This is a genomic window from Balneola sp., assembly GCA_003712055.1.
In the GTDB taxonomy this organism is placed as follows: domain Bacteria; phylum Bacteroidota; class Rhodothermia; order Balneolales; family Balneolaceae; genus RHLJ01.
On record RHLJ01000006.1, the window covers coordinates 216,864 to 233,786 of the forward strand.

Below are 16,923 nucleotides of genomic sequence, written 5' to 3' on the forward strand. Positions count from 1 at the left end.
TTACTCATAGTCATTCTGAGGTCGGTTCTTTTCTTTTCACACGTTTCCTCTTAAAATATCAAGTCTGTTTTCTGGAGCGGTCGGTGATAGAAAGTCAGGAATTGTTGAATCGGTTCTTCTCGGTCGAGACAAGAACTCAACAGGCCATTCGGTTATTCGCTCTTTCTTAATATGAATATACTCCCCACTTTCAGGTTCATCTATGTATTCTCTTTGCAGAATTAAGGCTATTGGTTCAACTGTTCCTTTAGTTGATTTAGAAAATTCTAAGGCATCCTCAAAATTATCAAAGGCGTAAAAGTAGTCGTCTCCTTCAAACTTATTTTGAGCACCTTGCTCTGGGTGGCACCAAACTCGATACTCTAAAACTTCATCCCAAACAAATCCACCACCCGCAAATACTTTTGCAGGATAATTTCCCACTTCGCTACTATTTTTGACTTCAGGGTATTTCATTTTTAGAATCCAGCTACTCCCCCATCAGGGCTTGAACTATCAGAAGCGCCAATAAAGACACCATTTTCCTGATCCCAAATAATTCCCATCATTCGTCCGAGACTGCTTCTTGGAACCAGGGTGTGTCCCATAGCTTCAAGAGCGGCTTTTGTGTCAGGTGAAAGTGTATTCGGTTCATAAAGAATTCGATCAGGTAACCATTGGTGGTGAACTTTCATGGACTCAATGGCATGGTCAACGCGCATGTCAAATTCGATAACTTTTAGAACGGTCTGGAATGTAGTATTGATGATGGTTCGTCCACCGGGAGTTCCAATTACGAAATAAGGCTTTCCGTCCTTAGCAATAATGGTTGGACTCATACTCGAAAGCATACGTTTTTCCGGTTCGATTTGATTTGGAAGTGTTCCAATCCGACCCGAGCGATTAGTTTCTCCCGGAATGGCATTGAAGTCTCCCATTTCATTATTCAGGATAAAACCAAGTTCAGGAGAACCTAAGCGAGAGCCATATGAGAACTCAAGTGTGTACGTAAGAGAAACTGCATTTCCATCCTTATCGATTACAGAAAAGTGGGTTGTACTTTGCCCATCATACAATTGTCCAAACTTAGAGGAATCGCTCACAGAAGCTTGTTCCCAATCGATATTTGAGAAGCGTTGTTGTGCATGTTCTTTGGAGGTTAACCGGTCTACAGGCATTTCAGGATTGAAATCTGGATCACCTAAATATTCAGCACGATCAGCATAACCACGACGCATTGATTCGGCCATAAAGTGAACGTATTTGGTGGAATTGAAAGGCATTTCTTCAAAGTCGACCAGTTCCATCATATTCATCATTTGAATTAGCGTCGCTCCCCCGGAACTAGGCGGCCCCATTGAAATGATGTCGTACTCTTTATATGTACCTGTTACCGGTGCTCTCTCCACAGAGTTGTATTTAGCCAAATCCTCCATGGTAATAATTCCACCATTCTCAGCCATGTAGCTTGCTAGTTTTTCTGCAACTTCACCTTTGTAAAAACCATCCTGACCTTCATCTCTAATTTTCTTTAGCACATAAGCGAGTTCAGGTTGTTTCCAGATTTCGCCCATTTTTAGTGGGACACCAGTCCCATTGGTTAAAAAATTCCGGATGAACTCGTTATCAGTAGAATTCTCTGAAAAATTCTTCGCATGTTGTGCGAGGGTGAAACTCAAAGGGAATCCGTCTTCTGCTAATTCTATTGCTGGTTGAAGCAAATCTGCCCAGGGCAAACTCCCATATTTTTGATGAGCATCCCATAAACCAGCTACTGTACCTGGTACTCCCACTGATAGAAAACCAGTATTATTACTTCTTGAGATATAGTTTCCATCTTCATCCAGGTACATCGTTTTAGTTGCTGCAAGCGGAGCTTTCTCACGAAAATCGAAGGTCGTGGACTCCCCTTCACTATCCATATAAACCAAAAAACCACCTCCACCGATATTTCCTGCTTGAGGATGTACTACAGCGAGGGCAAAAGCTGTGGCAATACTAGCATCTATTGCATTTCCACCTTGTTGAAGAATTTCAGACCCAACTTCAGAGGCTATCATATTATCGGAAGCAACCATTCCATTTTGATAATAAACTTGAGCGTTTATGGAAGAAGTGAATAGTGCTAAAAGTGCAACAAGCAAAAGCTTTTTCATATAAATTAGATGACCATTACTAAGTTTTTGACTGGCAACAATAAACGAAGATTTCCGGGTGAAATAAATAATAGTTTCTTTGAACCTACCTCCTGTCCGCCGTAAATATACTATAGAAGGCGGGCTCAATCCCCTCCGGTGGAGGGGAGGCTCGTTGTTCAATTTCTAAATAAAGTTAAAAAAGTTCCCCTCTTGGGAGGGGATACAGGGGTGGGTTTTACTTGGCAAATGATTTAAGTAATTGCCTTTAAATTTTCATTTTGAGCTAATCAACCATCCGCGAGGTACGAAGCGGTCTAAGGGTAACTTGTAATAATTCTGAGATAGCTTCACTCCGTTCGTTAATAGTTATTCGTTATTGGCAAGTCATCTTTCCAATAACGAATAACTATTAACGGATAACCAAACGTTAAGGATTAACCCAAAAAGGTTTTACAGTCTCAGGGGCCTAATACTTTACCCATCCGATTTGATATCAGAGAAATCATCTAGAGAAGCTTTTCCTTTTGCCAATGCTTCGAGTTTTGAATAGGCATCCCAAAGTCCCATGGCTTCTTCAAGGGTAGTATCAAATACATCGTTTACAATAGGGTAGAAGTAGGGGAGTCCCCAAACCTGACGTGCTAACTCTGCTTTCATCCTGCCTTCAGCCATCCATGCCACTTCTTCGAAGTAACCAGGAGGAACAAAAAGAGAATCTCTTTTGAATTCAGGACTGGAAACTTCATCGGTGATAACCATACCTTTTTCTTCAAGAGAGGCTTTAAATCTGGCAAGGTCTTCTTCCGGCCAGGTAAATTCTGTTCGGAATCGTTCAAAATCGGATTCCCATTCCGCTCTGAATTTGTCTCCATAGCTATCGAGATAGCTTCTGATAAATTCAAATGACGCCCTTTTTCTGAGTGAGAAATTGATCATATATCCGGATCGAGTGGTATCAGCCTGGATGATATAATCAGGTACAATACCTCCGCCACCATACACTGTACGGCCTGCATCGGTTTTATACTGAAGAGTGTCAGGAACTTCATCTACAAATTCAATTGCGTCGTTCATAGCGTTGTCGCTTCGATTGTAAATCTCATAAGCGTATTCTTCGCCGCCACCTTCAGTAAATTCTTTTTGAATTACCCTGCCTGATGGGGTAGAGTATCTTGAAATAGTTACTCGTACATAGCTTTGGTCGGCTAATTCATATTGCTGTTGAACCAATCCTTTTCCAAAAGTTCGCCGCCCAACAACTAACGCTCTGTCATGATCCTGCAAAGCACCAGATACAATTTCGCTGGCTGAGGCAGCGCCTTCATCCACTAACACAATAATGGGCTTATCCTTGAATACCCCATCTTTTCGAGAAAAATATTCCTGATTAAATCGATTGTGACGGCTTTGAGTTGCTACAAGCTGCGTACCTCTAGGGAAGAACTCTTCGGCTATTGCTACGGCCTGTCCAAGATACCCACCAGGATTGCCTCTTAAATCCAGTACCAGTCGATCCATGCCTTCATCTTTTAGCTGATCCATAGCTTGCATAAACTCATCATGGGTGGTAGCTGCAAAACGATTTATTTTGATATATCCCGTTTGATCATCAAGCATGTAAGAGGTATCAACAGTATAGAGGGGAATATCATCACGTGTTATGGTGAAATAGAGCATTTCAGATACTCCCGGGCGAATGATTCCTACCCGGACTTTAGAGCCTTTTTCTCCGCGTAAATGCTTAACTACGTCTTCATTGTTAAAGCCGACAGCCGAGGTATCATCGATTTGAACAATACGGTCGCCGGATTGAATTCCCAGTTGATCACTAGGGCCACCTGCAATTGCTGTTACTACGGTAATGGTATCATTCAAGACATTGAACTGAACCCCGATTCCTTGAAATTTACCAGCAAAATTTTCCTGGTCTTCTTCACTATCCGTTGCTTCAATAAATACGGAATGTGGATCAAGGGTTGAAAACATACCCCGAATAGCCTGCTCAGTTAAGAATTTCATATCCTCGTCCTGTCCATTATTGGCTACATATAAATATGCCTCTTCGAACTTGAGATAAGACTCCCTGAGATTTGATACTTGAATTCCGGGAAAGGTGGTATCGATTGGTGTTCCTGAAATAGTAATGGTAGAATCTTCGATACTTTTTACCATATACTTAATACCGGTTTTGTACATGATATCTATATCAGCATAGCCAAAGTAATTTTGAAGTATGGCACGTTGAGCCTGGACGTATTTTGTTAGGTTGGTTTTGTCGTCATCATTTGTTTTGATGACTTCATCAACTCCGGCAAAATTTAAGGTAGCGAGGATGAGTACTATAAACAGGTTTGGAACCAGAAATCTCTTCAATGTCATAAACTTCATAAGGCTAATATTCAATACTGATAACCACTAATTCAGGGATAAGTTTCATCTTAACGAGTGTAATGAATAAATACGTATGAACCAATGTTAAAGGATGTAATGACTCAAATCTTTGTCCTTAACAAGTCCATCCAATTGCTTTTCTACATAGTTAGGATCAATCGTTATTTCCCCTGAGTTAATGTCATCGGGCACAGCAAATAAGAGCTCATCAAAAAGTGAAGACATGATAGTGTGAAGTCTTCTTGCTCCAATATTCTCTACCTGGCTATTAACCAATGCTGCTATTCTTGCTAATTCTTTAATGGCTGTATCAGTGAATGTAATGCTAACACCTTCGGTAGCTAGCATGGCCTGATATTGCTTTGTAAGAGCGTTCTTTGGCTTACTAAGTATATCTACAAAGTCTTCTTCAGTAAGCGAATTCAATTCTACCCTGATTGGGAAACGCCCTTGTAGCTCTGGGATTAAATCCGATGGTTTGGAAACATGAAAAGCACCTGAGCCAATAAAGAGGATATGGTCAGTTTTTACGATTCCATGTTTGGTATTTACTGTGCTTCCCTCCACTATTGGCAGAAGATCTCTTTGAACTCCCTGACGACTTATATCAGGTCCGCTTTTACCTCCTCCAGATGAAGAATCAGCTATTTTGTCGATCTCATCAATAAAGACAATACCTTGCTTTTGAACTCTAACAAGGGCTTCCTGAACTGCTGATTCATGGTCAATCAGTTTTTCCGCTTCTTCCTCAATAAGGATTTTACGCGCTTCTTTGATTTCGAGCTTACGCTTGGCTTTTTTGCTTTTTCCCATATTACCGAGCATATCCTGGAGGTTTACCCCCATTTCTTCCATCCCGCCTGGGCCAAAGACCTGCATCATTGGGTTTTTCGAGCTTTTTACTTCGATTTCAATTTTACGCTCATCCAGCTCACCATTTTTAAGTTTTTCTCTGAAACGCTCTCGGGTACGCTCATTTAGTTCCGCATCAGAAGCTTTTTCCGCATCAAAATTAGAATCACTATTAAAGCCAACACCAGTTTTCTTAACAGGGGGGATGAGGATATCAAGAATGCGTTCTTCGGCTTGTTCTTCTGCTTTGCCCTTCACTCGTTCTTGCATTTCCTCCTTAACCATATTCACAGCAAGATCAGTGAGGTCTCTAATCATGGATTCAACATCACGTCCCACATATCCAACTTCCGTAAATTTGGATGCTTCCACTTTAACAAATGGAGCCATAGCGAGCTTAGCTAATCTTCGGGCTATTTCCGTTTTACCAACACCGGTAGGCCCAATCATCAAAATGTTATTAGGAACAATTTCTTCCTTAATTTCTTCATCAGAGTTTAGTCTTCTCCATCGGTTTCGAAGGGCAATGGCTACCGATCGCTTGGCTTCTTTTTGTCCTACTATATATTTATCCAGCTCTCTTACTATTTGCTGGGGGGTTAAATTCTTTTCTTCAATCATTACTTACCCTCTATTTCTAAAATCGTCCGGTTGTGGTTCGTGTAGATATCAATATCAGCCGCAATTCTTAGGGCTTCCTCAACAATATCTTTCGCTGTCATATTGGGGGAGTGTTTAACCATAGCACGTGCGGCAGCCAATGCGTAACTACCTCCACTTCCAATAGTCACGATGTTATCGTCCGGCTCAATAACGTCTCCCTGTCCTGAAATTACTAACGCATGTTCTGCATCCATCACAATTAGAAGTGCTTCAAGTTTCTGAAGGAATTTATCTTTCCGCCAATCTTTGGCAAGTTCAACAGCAGCACGTTGCATGCTTCCATTGTACTCATCAAGCTTTGATTCATAGCGTTCGAACAGGGTAAAGGCATCAGCGGTTGAACCTGCAAATCCGGCAAGTATTTTACCATCCGCCAGTTTTCTAACTTTTTTGACAGTGGATTTCATGACGGTGGTTTGCATGGTCGCCTGCCCATCGCTTCCAATAGCTGCTTCTCCATTATGGATGATGCCCACTACTGTAGTAGCATGTAGTTTAAATGAACTCATAGTCACAATTTGTTTAAATCTGATCAACTAAACGCAATAACCGAGCCACGCTCAATATTTATTTATTCTGGTGCTGAGGGCGTGGCTTTCCTTTCGAATTGGCAGAATTTCCTGACGATCTGTTATTCTGCCGGTTATTTGATCTTCCGTTATTTCGTGGAGGTCGTTTCTCTTTTTTTGAGATATCAAGGTTATCTCTATTATGCTGACCGCTATTCAATTCCTCCAACTCCTGGCGATTTAATAAATCTTCTAGAGATTCACCTCTAATAACTACATCTGTAATATCAATATCAGAACCAGCTAATGTGACATGAAATTCATTTAAAGAGGTATTCTCGTCACTAATGATTGTAATCTTGAGGTGATATTTAGAAATCCACTTCCACCGTTTACTAAACATTCCTTTGGTAAGGTAAGATTTTAGATACGGGTTAACGTAGAGATCGATGGCACGATATCCGGTATTGTGCTTGAATTTATTGATCCAGCTTTCAATATCTGTTACAATGGTATCCTGGCTTACCACATTACCTGAACCACCACACATTGGGCACACTTTGGATACAGAATTAACTACGCTTGGCCTGATGCGTTGACGCGTTATCTGAACAAGTCCAAAATCACTCATCCCAATGATATTGGTTTTGGCTGGGTCTTTTCGAAACTCTTTTTTGAGTTCGTCATAAATTTTCTTTCGGTTCTTTTCGTCTCTTAAATCAATAAAATCGACAACGATAATCCCGCCGATGTCCCTCAACCGTAGTTGTTTAGCAATTTCCCGGGAAGCCTCAAGGTTGGTTTTTAGAGAATTATCTTCCTGCTTCTCTTTCGCGGCATAGGGGCCAGAGTTAACATCCACAACATACATAGCTTCAGTTTGCTCAAAAATGAGATAGCCGCCCATCTTTAAACGCACTCTTGGACTGAATATGGAGTTGACATCCTCAGATATCTTCATGAAATCGAAGATGTGTTCCTTCTTCTTATATAGCTCAACATTAGGAACCATCTGAGGCGCAATCTGACCTACATAAGATTTTATCTGCCGATACATTTTAGGGTCATCAATAAGAACCCTGTCATAGGTTTTGGCAAACAGATCGCGGATCAGGCTTTCTGTCATATCCAGATCTTTATATAGTAGGGAAGGGGGTTTTGCATTTTCCAGGTTATCAACTACTCGTTCCCATTTCTTTAGCACATTTCGAAGATCCTCTTCGATAGCTTCATCGGATTGACCTTGAGCAACAGTTCTTACTATTACTCCAAATCCGTCCGGAACCATTCCGTTAAGGATATTCTTTAGACGTTTCCGCTCTCTGAAATTGTTGACTTTTTTAGATACGGCGATATAGTCTCCCATAGGAATCAATACAAGGAATCGCCCTGCAATGGTAATATCGGTAGAAACCCGTGGGCCTTTAGATCCAATAGGTTCTTTTACGATTTGAACAAGCAGTTTCTGCCCGCTTTTAAGAACTTTACCGGCAAGCATCTGCTTTTGCACATTAGATAGATTCTCTTTGTTCTTAATGTCCTTCTTGGCATCATTGGGGATGGCATTGGGGCCATTAAGTTTAGCCACATAGTCATCCAGATGATCTCCTGCATCCGAAAAGTGGAGAAAAGCATCTTTTGGCGTTCCCATATCGATGAAGGCGGCTCTAATACCGCTCATCACTTTGTGCACACGTGCTACATAAATATTACCAACAGTACGCTGGTTCTCTTCCGACTCGATGAATAATTGTGCGAGCTCTCCATTCTCGATGAGAGCAATTCGGGCCTGGTCGCCCGAAGAATGAATGATAATTTGATTCTTCATTGAATTTCTTTTTTCCCTGCGGCCCGTTATCCCTACAAGTCATCCATCTGCGAATCTTTTTAATAGTCTGTGATAAAATAAGGTCCGAACTCCTCGCAGCAGTAGAACTTACTGATAGATGGGCTGGGGTATAATTACTTGTTAAATTTGTTTTTGAAGGATCGAAATCTTCGTATTTGGATTTCGAATATTGCTTCTGGGTGGTTAGTGCGATCAATATTGACCAGAAGCATAATAAATCGAGATAGAGGCCTTGTATTCTTGATTTTATGAAGGCCGCCGTATTTTTCTGGTTATATGAATACAATTCGTATTGCAAAAAAGTAAAAGTTCTTTCTAAAAATGTACTGTCGATTTATCAGAAAGAATATAACGGCTGAAATCCACTTATGTAAGGGCTTTCTTAAATTTTACGCTTCAACTCTTGATAGCTTTGCGCCAACAGGATTTAGCTTGTTTTCAAGCGATTCATAACCTCTATCCAGGTGATAAATACGAAGCACCTCAGTTGTATTTTCTGCGACCATACCTGCAAGTACCAGGCTTACACTAGCCCTTAAGTCTGTACTCATTACTGATGCTCCGGTTAGGGGAGTTTTACCACTAATATGTACCGTATTTTTTTCATTGTGCATGTCGGCTCCAAGACGAACTAATTCCGGCACATAACTAAATCGGTCGAAGTAAACTGTATCAGTTACTGACGAATCTCCGTGAGCCTGGGTTAACATAGTAGCCCACTGTGCCTGGAGATCGGTTGGGAAGCCAGGGTAAATTTCAGTTTCAATTGAAACAGGCTTTAGAACCTCCGGGGCTTTTATCGAAATTACAGAACCATTTAATTGAACTTCAGTCCCTGTATTACTGAGTAGTTCAGGGAAGTTCCCCAGATGATCAGGATTACAGCCAGTAAGGGTCAGCTCAGAACCAGGGATCATAGCCCCTGCAATCATAAAGGTTCCAAGCTCGATTCGATCAGGGTCATTACTTATTTCGACTCCTTGCAAAGAATCAACTTTTCTAATGGTGAGAGTATCTGTACCAATGCCCTCGATGTTTGCTCCCATTTTGGTAAGAACTTCACAAAGCTGTACCACGTCAGGCTCTTTAGCAGCATTCTTAATGGTAAATTTTCTTGACCGAAGTACAGATGCGAGTAATAAATTTACCGTAGCTCCTACACTGCTCGGATTCAAAGTAAAACTTTCACCTTCCAGGGTGTCATCAGCCCGAGCAATTACATAACCTTTGTCCAGGGTGATTTCTACCCCCATTGCTTCCATTCCTTTCATATGAAGATCAACCGGACGAGGACCCCATGCGCATCCTCCCGGAAGAGATACTTTAGCATACCCATGTTTGCCGACTAAAGCTCCGAGCATATAAAAGGAAGCTCGCATTTTTCGAACCAAATCATAAGGTGCCTCAAGGTAGGATACATTTCCGGGATCGATAGCAACTGTATTCGCAGAATCGTTAAAGTCGACTCGTGCGCCTACTACTCTAAGTACATTGTTGAAAGTATAAATGTCCTGCAGTCGGGGGATGTTGTGTATGATAGTTTGAGAGTCTCCCAGAAGGGCAGCTGCTATAATCGGGAGAGCTGCATTTTTTGAACCACTTATGGGTATAGTACCTATTAGCGGGGTACCGCCTTCAATAATAAATTTATCCAAGTTATTCTATCTCCAGAATGGGGCTGTTTTTTTCTAATGATTGTCCGGTTTCTGCGTCAATGCTAATTACTTTCCCATCAATAGGGGATTTAAGTTCATTTTCCATTTTCATGGCTTCCAGAATGGCAACAGGTTGACCCTTAGTAACTTCGTCACCAACTCTTACCAGTATATCCAGAATCTTACCGGGCATTGGAGCTTTTATAGATCCCTCTGCAACATCCGAACCCGTTTTGAATCCAAGACTATCGAGCAGTAGTTCTTGTTCATCCTTAACGGTGACGGTATGCCATTCTCCATTGATCGAAAATGTAATTTCAGAACCGTTGTAATCTACATTATCAATTTTATAGAGCTTTGTTCCCAATCGCAGGAAAAATCTGCCGTTGTCTTTTTTGAATGTAAAAGTTTCTGAGGCCTTTCCGGAAATAAACGAAGACTCTTCTTCATTCAGCTCAACCTCAATAGTTGTTTCCTTTACTTCAGCTTCAAATTTCATACCACTTGCCTAATATGTTTGAGTCCTGTTTTTGTAGCTCTGAATGAAAAATCCTGAAGATTGTCAGCGTCGTAAAATGAAGTTCCGTTTATAGAATCAGAATCATGATTCACAACTTCGACCAATCTGTAATTGATCAGATTTATCAGGTCGTCTCTAAGTGCACCGACTGGCAGGCCTGTTTCCTCCAGAATAACCTCATAAGGTTCCGGAAAAATCAGGTGTTGTAAAATCGCTTTTTCAGAGGGTAGTAATTTCCGCATGGCAGGGAAGATAGAGCGCCCGGGAAACTATCACAACCTACTCGATCTCAATATCTCCATAAGTAATCACTCTTTGATTACCGTCTAGTAAAACAAGTCTATATGTGCCTCTTGCAAGCGAAGCATTGGAGCCAAAGGAAGCAGGGCTGACGATGAGTGGGTTTTGACTGAAATCAGTTATCCCATCAACACGCTGAACTTGAGTCCACCGGTTTTGAAAATCGAAGTATCCCAGTTCCAGTACCGAAGTAAGTGGCGTTCCATTTAGGAAAACATCTAGCGTTGCACCATTGGAGCCATAAAGAACCGGGTTTGGGAAGATCGGATTAATTTCTGCGAGGCCGGCGTAAAAAGGGGAAGTTCTCCAATCATCAGAATCAGGATCACCGATGATATTTCCATTCTCATCTGTTTGAGTAATTCCATTCGGCTCTCCAAAAGCCTGGCGTTCGAAATCAGATTGGGCATCATTATTAGTGCATCCAATTAAGAGCGTGAATAAAAGTGCGAATTGTAGGAAATATTTCATCAGACAAATAACGGTGTAGAATTCAAAATTGTAAGATCAAACCGTATCTTGCAGAAAATACGAAACTATTCACCAAAACGTATGCTGCATATAATAGGGATACCAAATTGCGATAAAGTAAGAGCCACAAAAAAGTGGATGGATAACAAAGAAATTCCATATGAATTTATCGATGTGAAAAAAGAGCCACTGAGTATGGATGAACTCAAAGACCTGGAATTTAAAGTAGGCATTGATGTATTAGTAAATAGAAGAGGAACCACATACAGGCAGTTAGGTCTTAAAGACAAAACCTTATCCAAAGAGGAGCTTCTTGAGGTTTTGGAACAAAATCAGAGTATGATAAAACGTCCGGTACTTGTACATGAGAACTCAGTATTGGTGGGATATGATGAAGAAGCCTTTGAAAATTTCCTGAAGGAAAATGAGTTAATGGGTGAATAACCATTAAAAGGGATATGCGGAGAATTCTACTACTTTTACTTTTTCTTTCTGTATCGGAATATGCGGAGTCTCAGGAAAATGCTTTTTTCGACCAACCTACCTTCGAAAAGCTAGTTTCGGTAAAAGAGACCTTTCGGTATGAAGTTAAGTATGGATTTTTCAAACTCGGATGGGTTGAAGTAACCCTGTTATCTGATACCCTTTATAATGGCAGGGTACATCAGCACCTCATAACAAAAATGGAATCCAACTCTAAAATTCCTTTCATGGGAACTGAAATTGACCATTATCATAGTTTCTTCTATGAGAATGAAGATGGAATCCCGGTTACTTCGCTGTATTGGAAGGACAATCTTGACGAAGAGAAAGAGAAAGAGATTATTTACTCATTTGATCGAGAGACCAATTCTGTTGCCTATAAAGAAGAAGATGGTGAAGAGGGTATGTTGGATTTAATTGAACCTGCTACAGCAGGCCATATCATTTTTTATTTTTCGCGTTTATTTGCCGGAGGAGATGAACCGAGCTCTATGCCTGTTTATATAGCTAAGGGCGTAGGGTACATACATTTTGAAAATTCTCCTGAGCTTGAAAAAAGAAAGTACCGACCTTTTGGTAAAATTGAAGCCTATATGACTCGGGGGAAAACGGAAAACCTGGAAGGTCCTTTTGGATTTAGCGGTGATTTCAGGGCATGGTTTTTAAATGATGATCTAAGGGTTCCCCTCGAAGCCAGGGTTAAAGTGTTTCTAGGAAATGCTATCATCAAACTAATCGAATATGAAAAGGAAGAGCGATGAGCCAAATCAAGTTTAAAAAACTTCCACATGCAGAAGATTTGTCTCTGCCAAGTTATGAATCAACTTCAGCAGCAGGAATGGACATCAGGGCAGCTCTTTCGGAACCAATTACATTAAAGCCAGGTGAACGAACACTTATTCCAACGGGCTTGCAGATGGCCTTGCCAAAAGGGTATGAAGCTCAAGTACGCCCACGTAGCGGACTTGCAATAAGAAATGGAATTACTATGCTCAACTCTCCTGGTACTATCGATGCTGATTACCGGGGAGAGGTAAAAGTAATAGCTATAAATCATGGTCAAGAAGACTTTACCGTGAATCACGGAGATCGAATTGCCCAAATGGTAATCACTCCGGTAGTTCAGCTTCAGGTTGAAGAGGTAGATTCGCTCGATGAAACCGAACGCGGCTCCGGTGGTTTTGGGAGTACAGGGGTGAAGTGAATGAACATTGAACTTTGAACATCGAACTAAAAACGTTGAAAGTTCAATGTTCAAAGTTTGGGGTTCAATGTTCTTAATCGTCGTCTTCTGGGATATTGAAGTCTATATTGGATCGGTAGTCGTCCAATAAATGCTCAGCGAAATAGTACCACATCATTCGGTTAAAATATGGCTGATAAGGACCGAAACCATGGCGACGACCAGGTAAGATCATCATATCAAATCTCTTACCAGCTTTTATGAGCGCATCAGCAAGTCGGATCGTACCCGCTGGGTGCACATTATTATCCATATCTCCGTGAACTAGTAGTAGATGTCCTTCGAGATTTTCAGCCAGTGCAGCATTAGTCTCAATAGGGGCGTCGAAAGTGATGATTTCCTCTTCCACTTCTACACTGTCAGCATTCATCTTCTTAACAGTTTTCCTGTTTTCTTTAACCCCGTTGTGTACTTCACTCCACCAAACGTTATATACATTATTGTCGTGGTTACCAGCACTGGAAACGGCTACATCATAGAATTCAGGATAAGTAAGCAAGGCCGCTGTAGACATGAATCCACCACCTGAATGTCCAAAGATTCCAACTCTGGAAGCATCAATAAAGGAATGACGAGAAGCAAGCTGCTCTATACCATACTTGTTGTCAGCTAATGGGTAGTCTCGCATATCACCATATCCGAAGTTATGGTAGTACTTAGAACGGATCGGGCTACCGCCACGCTGACCAAAGGCCACTACTACAAATCCAAGTTGTGCCAAAGTCTGATTCCTTCCTGCTGAACCAAAGTAGGTAAAAGAAGTAGGGAAGGGTTCTACCTGAGGGCCAGGATATACATAAGAAATAATTGGGTACTGCTTGGTTGAATCGAAATCGAATGGCTTCCACATTACCCCGTAAATATCGGTATGGCCATCAGCAGCTTTTACCATGAAGTTTTCCGGCGCTTTCCACCCTAACTCTTCTAACGGTGAAACGTCAACCTGCTGAAGGTTAATAATCACCTCGCCAGCTGCGTTTCGAACTACGTTTGTAGTGGGGTGATCAATTCTAGAATAACGGTCTACAAAGAAGTTGCCTTCATTAGAAGCTATAACGCTATGATTTGCATCTTCTGGAGTAAGATGATTCATTCGAGAACCATCGAATCGAACAGAGTATAGGTGCTGATAATAAGGATGCTTGCCTTCCTCTTTGCCATAAGCAGTGAAGTATATAGTCTGAGCCGTAGTGTCAATTCTCTGAATATCACCTACCACATAAGCACCAGTAGTAACGCGATTCTTAAGGTTTCCTTCGCTATCATATCTGTACAATTGTCCCCATCCAGTACGCTCACTCCACCAAATAAATTCTTCCCCGAAATTGAGGATGGCTAATTGAGCGAAACGAGTATTGAAGTAAGGCTTACTTTCTTCATGGAAAAGAACTTCAACTTCTCCTGTAGTTGTATTTGCCTTAAGCACATCAATCTTGCTCCAGGTACGGTCGCGTCGAATGAAGTAGAGATAATCTGAGCGATAAGTTTCATAAAAACCGCCATCATTAAAGTATGCTCCACCTAACGCTTGATCTTCCCATTTATCAGTATCTAAACGGACTGAAGTCTGGGCCTCCGGATCAAATACAAATACTTCATCTACATATAAGTCTTCCTCACCTGGCATCGGATACTTGTAGGTCTCAAGTCTTGGTCGCTTAGCAAGTGAATTGATTACCCATAGCTCATCTACTTTTCTTTTATCCTGCCGGCGAACATAAAATTTCTTTGAATCCTCAAACCAGTTAGCCCTAGAGCGTAGCTTTTTATTCGAAGTAGTATCACCATCATTTGCCTGGTAGCTGTACCAACGCTCACCATCGGTAGTAAGCTGGATTTCCAGAGAATCCGGATCTCCTTTTTTCTTCACAAAAAGGTTGTGGTTTTTAGCATAGGCCATCCAGGTGCTGTCTGGAGAGTAGGTTGCCCAGTTGTCATCAGGGTCTTTTTCAAGAGAGTCACCTTTTACCAGCTGATTTCCATTCAGGTTGTAGATGAATTCAATACTATCTACATGAAAGGTGAATCTGTTTCGGTTATCATCATAATCAAAACCTCTTAAATCAAGATCCTTAGCATTGAAAGGACGATTAAATGCTTCTGCCAATTGCATCGCTAGTTCATCTTGATCGAATAGTAGTCGTTGAGACGCCCGCTCAGGATCTACAAAATACCAGTTTGTTCCTTCATTGGTTTCGTATTCATACCAAAACTGGTTGGTGTCTTCAATCCACCTTGGAAATACACTAGTCGAGCCAATTAATTTCCCAACTTTTTGGGAAGTAAAGCGCTCCGCTTGTTCAAAATTGGCTTTTTGTGCGGAACTGCTAGTTGAGAATAAAATAATAAGAGAGAGGGCAAAGATACCCCGTACCGTTAATGCGAGTATTTTCATAGTAGCTTTTTGATGTGTAGTTAGCCTTAGACGATACTAAATCGTGTTCACACTATTTGTAAGAATTTGAAACAGGAGGGATGAATTAAGGCTTATTTACACTCTTTTCGGGGACTTTATTTTGGGTTTTCATTATCTTTGGCCCGAATTAAAAGATACTTGATTGAAAGCCTGGAAATACGCCGTAGCGCTTTGGATGACACTTGTAGTAACAGGAGGAATACTCATCCAAATCCCTCAAATACCCATTCTTGAACAAACAGCTAGAAATATCTTTTTCCATGTACCTATGTGGATGGCGATGTTCTCTATGTTTACAGTCAGTTTTGTGTATAGCATACGTCAACTTAGTGCTCCAAATCCAGTTTTTGATATAAAAGCAGAATCAGCTGCGAGAGTCGGAATGATATTTGGGTTGTGTGGTTTGCTGACAGGTTCTCTCTGGGCACGATTTACTTGGGGAACCTGGTGGACGTTTGCTGAACCAAAAATGAATCTCGCTGCGCTCTCAATGATGATTTATGTAGCCTATTTCGTGCTCAGATCAGCATTCGATGATGAAGAGAAACGAGCCAAGATTTCGGCAGTTTATAATATCTTTGCAGTAACCACGGTGCCATTCCTATTGTATGTAGTACCTAGGCAGTTGACAAGCCTGCATCCCGGAGCCGATGGGAATCCGGCATTTAGCGAAATTACCGCCCCTGAAATACGGTACATTTTATATCCGGCAATGATCGGTTTTATTGGTGTGGCTTTCTGGATTTATGACATTACGCATAGATATAAATCTCTTCAAACAAGAATAGAAAATTCATAAATTTGAACCGCTAAAGGAATTCGATGCAAGAAGATTCAGTTGCCGTCGTTGATACCCTAACCCAGGCCTATGCTCCAAAGTGGAGCGGAGCAGAAATGGAGCAAACAAACGCATTCATAAGCTTTATGTACTCAAACGATTTAATTTTTGTTGTACTTGGTGTCACTCTCATTATTTGGGCAGTTCTGCTATTCTTCATGTTTCGTGTTGATTCCAAAGTATCATCTTTAGAAAAAAAGATTAACCCATCAGAAAAAGAATGAAACCTAAAGTAGTTCTAGGAATAATCGCCATAGTGGCCTTCACCTCTCTATTAATGTTCAATCTTGGTGAAAGCATCAGTACATACACAGATTTTGAAACGGCTACCGAAATGAGCTCAGCTCATGTTCCCGGAACATGGGATTCTTCAAAAGAATACGGGTTCTCAAAAGAGACTCTCCAGTTTACATTCTATATGAAGGATGAATCTGGTAACGTAAAGAAGGTGATTTACCCACGTCCAAAGCCTAATAATTTTGAAGAAGCAGATCGCTTAGTTGTAATTGGTGAGATGAGGAATGATGTATTCTACGCCAATGAAATGTTGATGAAGTGCCCTTCGAAATATAATAGTGCCGATCCATCTGATTACGTGAAAGCTTCTGAGAGTTAA

Annotated in this window: 17 protein-coding genes; 6 read left to right on the top strand and 11 right to left on the bottom strand. The window is 41.1% G+C overall.

The window, feature by feature from the left end; translation table 11 throughout:
* Positions 1 to 36: 36 nt before the first annotated feature.
* The 10 genes from ED557_14385 to ED557_14430 all read right to left on the bottom strand — a co-directional run bounded on the left by ED557_14385 (position 37) and on the right by ED557_14430 (position 11,327).
* The gene (locus ED557_14385; GenBank protein ID RNC79704.1) at positions 37 to 456 is read right to left on the bottom strand and encodes a GCN5 family acetyltransferase; all 420 of its coding nucleotides are present in this window, start codon (positions 454 to 456) and stop codon (positions 37 to 39) included.
* Between the two features lie 2 nt (positions 457 to 458).
* On the bottom strand, positions 459 to 2,135 hold the full coding sequence (gene ggt / locus ED557_14390) for a gamma-glutamyltransferase (protein ID RNC79705.1): 1,677 nt from the start codon (positions 2,133 to 2,135) through the stop codon (positions 459 to 461).
* A 456-nt stretch (positions 2,136 to 2,591) separates the two neighbouring features.
* Positions 2,592 to 4,496: a S41 family peptidase gene (locus ED557_14395; GenBank protein RNC79706.1), complete on the bottom strand. Its 1,905-nt coding sequence runs from the start codon at positions 4,494 to 4,496 to the stop codon at positions 2,592 to 2,594.
* Between the two features lie 96 nt (positions 4,497 to 4,592).
* The gene (gene hslU / locus ED557_14400; protein RNC79707.1) at positions 4,593 to 5,981 is read right to left on the bottom strand and encodes an ATP-dependent protease ATPase subunit HslU; all 1,389 of its coding nucleotides are present in this window, start codon (positions 5,979 to 5,981) and stop codon (positions 4,593 to 4,595) included.
* Complete coding sequence (gene hslV / locus ED557_14405; protein ID RNC79708.1) at positions 5,981 to 6,532, bottom strand: ATP-dependent protease subunit HslV; 552 nt, start codon at positions 6,530 to 6,532, stop codon at positions 5,981 to 5,983. The genes hslU and hslV overlap by 1 nt, the downstream gene beginning before the upstream one ends.
* A 58-nt stretch (positions 6,533 to 6,590) precedes the next feature.
* Positions 6,591 to 8,360: an Rne/Rng family ribonuclease gene (locus tag ED557_14410; GenBank protein ID RNC79709.1), complete on the bottom strand. Its 1,770-nt coding sequence runs from the start codon at positions 8,358 to 8,360 to the stop codon at positions 6,591 to 6,593.
* Positions 8,361 to 8,770: 410 nt separating this feature from the next.
* Positions 8,771 to 10,036, bottom strand: coding sequence for a UDP-N-acetylglucosamine 1-carboxyvinyltransferase (gene murA, locus ED557_14415; GenBank protein ID RNC79710.1), 1,266 nt, complete (start codon positions 10,034 to 10,036; stop codon positions 8,771 to 8,773).
* Between the two features lies 1 nt (position 10,037).
* A complete protein-coding gene (locus ED557_14420; GenBank protein RNC79711.1) occupies positions 10,038 to 10,535 on the bottom strand; it encodes an acetyl-CoA carboxylase biotin carboxyl carrier protein subunit in 498 nt (165 codons plus the stop codon).
* Entirely contained in the window at positions 10,532 to 10,798 is a 267-nt protein-coding gene (locus ED557_14425; GenBank protein RNC79712.1) for a hypothetical protein, read from the bottom strand. The genes ED557_14420 and ED557_14425 overlap by 4 nt, the downstream gene beginning before the upstream one ends.
* A 37-nt stretch (positions 10,799 to 10,835) precedes the next feature.
* Complete coding sequence (locus tag ED557_14430; GenBank protein ID RNC79713.1) at positions 10,836 to 11,327, bottom strand: hypothetical protein; 492 nt, start codon at positions 11,325 to 11,327, stop codon at positions 10,836 to 10,838.
* A gap of 81 nt (positions 11,328 to 11,408) precedes the next feature.
* Between ED557_14430 and ED557_14435 the strand changes: the two genes are divergently transcribed.
* The 3 genes from ED557_14435 to ED557_14445 are packed head-to-tail and all read left to right on the top strand — an operon-like array spanning position 11,409 to position 13,014.
* Positions 11,409 to 11,771 (top strand): Spx/MgsR family RNA polymerase-binding regulatory protein, encoded by a 363-nt coding sequence (locus tag ED557_14435; GenBank protein ID RNC79714.1) that lies wholly within the window; start codon positions 11,409 to 11,411, stop codon positions 11,769 to 11,771.
* Between the two features lie 14 nt (positions 11,772 to 11,785).
* Positions 11,786 to 12,571: a DUF3108 domain-containing protein gene (locus ED557_14440; GenBank protein RNC79715.1), complete on the top strand. Its 786-nt coding sequence runs from the start codon at positions 11,786 to 11,788 to the stop codon at positions 12,569 to 12,571.
* Positions 12,568 to 13,014 (top strand): dUTP diphosphatase, encoded by a 447-nt coding sequence (locus tag ED557_14445; protein ID RNC79716.1) that lies wholly within the window; start codon positions 12,568 to 12,570, stop codon positions 13,012 to 13,014. The genes ED557_14440 and ED557_14445 overlap by 4 nt, the downstream gene beginning before the upstream one ends.
* Before the next feature lie 73 nt (positions 13,015 to 13,087).
* Here ED557_14445 and ED557_14450 read toward each other — a convergent pair whose 3' ends face one another.
* Complete coding sequence (locus ED557_14450) at positions 13,088 to 15,448, bottom strand: S9 family peptidase (protein ID RNC79717.1); 2,361 nt, start codon at positions 15,446 to 15,448, stop codon at positions 13,088 to 13,090.
* Positions 15,449 to 15,644: 196 nt separating this feature from the next.
* Here ED557_14450 and ED557_14455 point away from each other — a divergent pair, with 196 nt between their 5' ends.
* The 3 genes from ED557_14455 to ED557_14465 are packed head-to-tail and all read left to right on the top strand — an operon-like array spanning position 15,645 to position 16,923.
* The gene (locus tag ED557_14455; GenBank protein ID RNC79755.1) at positions 15,645 to 16,268 is read left to right on the top strand and encodes an ABC transporter permease; all 624 of its coding nucleotides are present in this window, start codon (positions 15,645 to 15,647) and stop codon (positions 16,266 to 16,268) included.
* Positions 16,269 to 16,291: 23 nt separating this feature from the next.
* Complete coding sequence (locus ED557_14460) at positions 16,292 to 16,531, top strand: hypothetical protein (protein RNC79718.1); 240 nt, start codon at positions 16,292 to 16,294, stop codon at positions 16,529 to 16,531.
* Positions 16,528 to 16,923, top strand: coding sequence for a cytochrome c maturation protein CcmE (locus ED557_14465; GenBank protein ID RNC79719.1), 396 nt, complete (start codon positions 16,528 to 16,530; stop codon positions 16,921 to 16,923). The genes ED557_14460 and ED557_14465 overlap by 4 nt, the downstream gene beginning before the upstream one ends.

Bases quoted from the DNA above. Each gene is read 5' to 3' on its own strand.
- ED557_14420 (RNC79711.1), bottom strand. From the start codon at position 10,535: ATGAAATTTGAAGCTGAAGTAAAGGAAACAACTATTGAGGTTGAGCTG.
- ED557_14440 (RNC79715.1), top strand. From the start codon at position 11,786: ATGCGGAGAATTCTACTACTTTTACTTTTTCTTTCTGTATCGGAATAT.
- ED557_14395 (RNC79706.1), bottom strand. From the start codon at position 4,496: ATGACATTGAAGAGATTTCTGGTTCCAAACCTGTTTATAGTACTCATC.
- hslU (RNC79707.1), bottom strand. From the start codon at position 5,981: ATGATTGAAGAAAAGAATTTAACCCCCCAGCAAATAGTAAGAGAGCTG.
- ED557_14435 (RNC79714.1), top strand. From the start codon at position 11,409: ATGCTGCATATAATAGGGATACCAAATTGCGATAAAGTAAGAGCCACA.
- ED557_14445 (RNC79716.1), top strand. From the start codon at position 12,568: ATGAGCCAAATCAAGTTTAAAAAACTTCCACATGCAGAAGATTTGTCT.
- ggt (RNC79705.1), bottom strand. From the start codon at position 2,135: ATGAAAAAGCTTTTGCTTGTTGCACTTTTAGCACTATTCACTTCTTCC.
- ED557_14450 (RNC79717.1), bottom strand. From the start codon at position 15,448: ATGAAAATACTCGCATTAACGGTACGGGGTATCTTTGCCCTCTCTCTT.
- ED557_14465 (RNC79719.1), top strand. From the start codon at position 16,528: ATGAAACCTAAAGTAGTTCTAGGAATAATCGCCATAGTGGCCTTCACC.
- ED557_14460 (RNC79718.1), top strand. From the start codon at position 16,292: ATGCAAGAAGATTCAGTTGCCGTCGTTGATACCCTAACCCAGGCCTAT.
- ED557_14430 (RNC79713.1), bottom strand. From the start codon at position 11,327: ATGAAATATTTCCTACAATTCGCACTTTTATTCACGCTCTTAATTGGA.
- ED557_14455 (RNC79755.1), top strand. From the start codon at position 15,645: ATGACACTTGTAGTAACAGGAGGAATACTCATCCAAATCCCTCAAATA.
- ED557_14385 (RNC79704.1), bottom strand. From the start codon at position 456: ATGAAATACCCTGAAGTCAAAAATAGTAGCGAAGTGGGAAATTATCCT.
- ED557_14425 (RNC79712.1), bottom strand. From the start codon at position 10,798: ATGCGGAAATTACTACCCTCTGAAAAAGCGATTTTACAACACCTGATT.
- ED557_14410 (RNC79709.1), bottom strand. From the start codon at position 8,360: ATGAAGAATCAAATTATCATTCATTCTTCGGGCGACCAGGCCCGAATT.
- hslV (RNC79708.1), bottom strand. From the start codon at position 6,532: ATGAGTTCATTTAAACTACATGCTACTACAGTAGTGGGCATCATCCAT.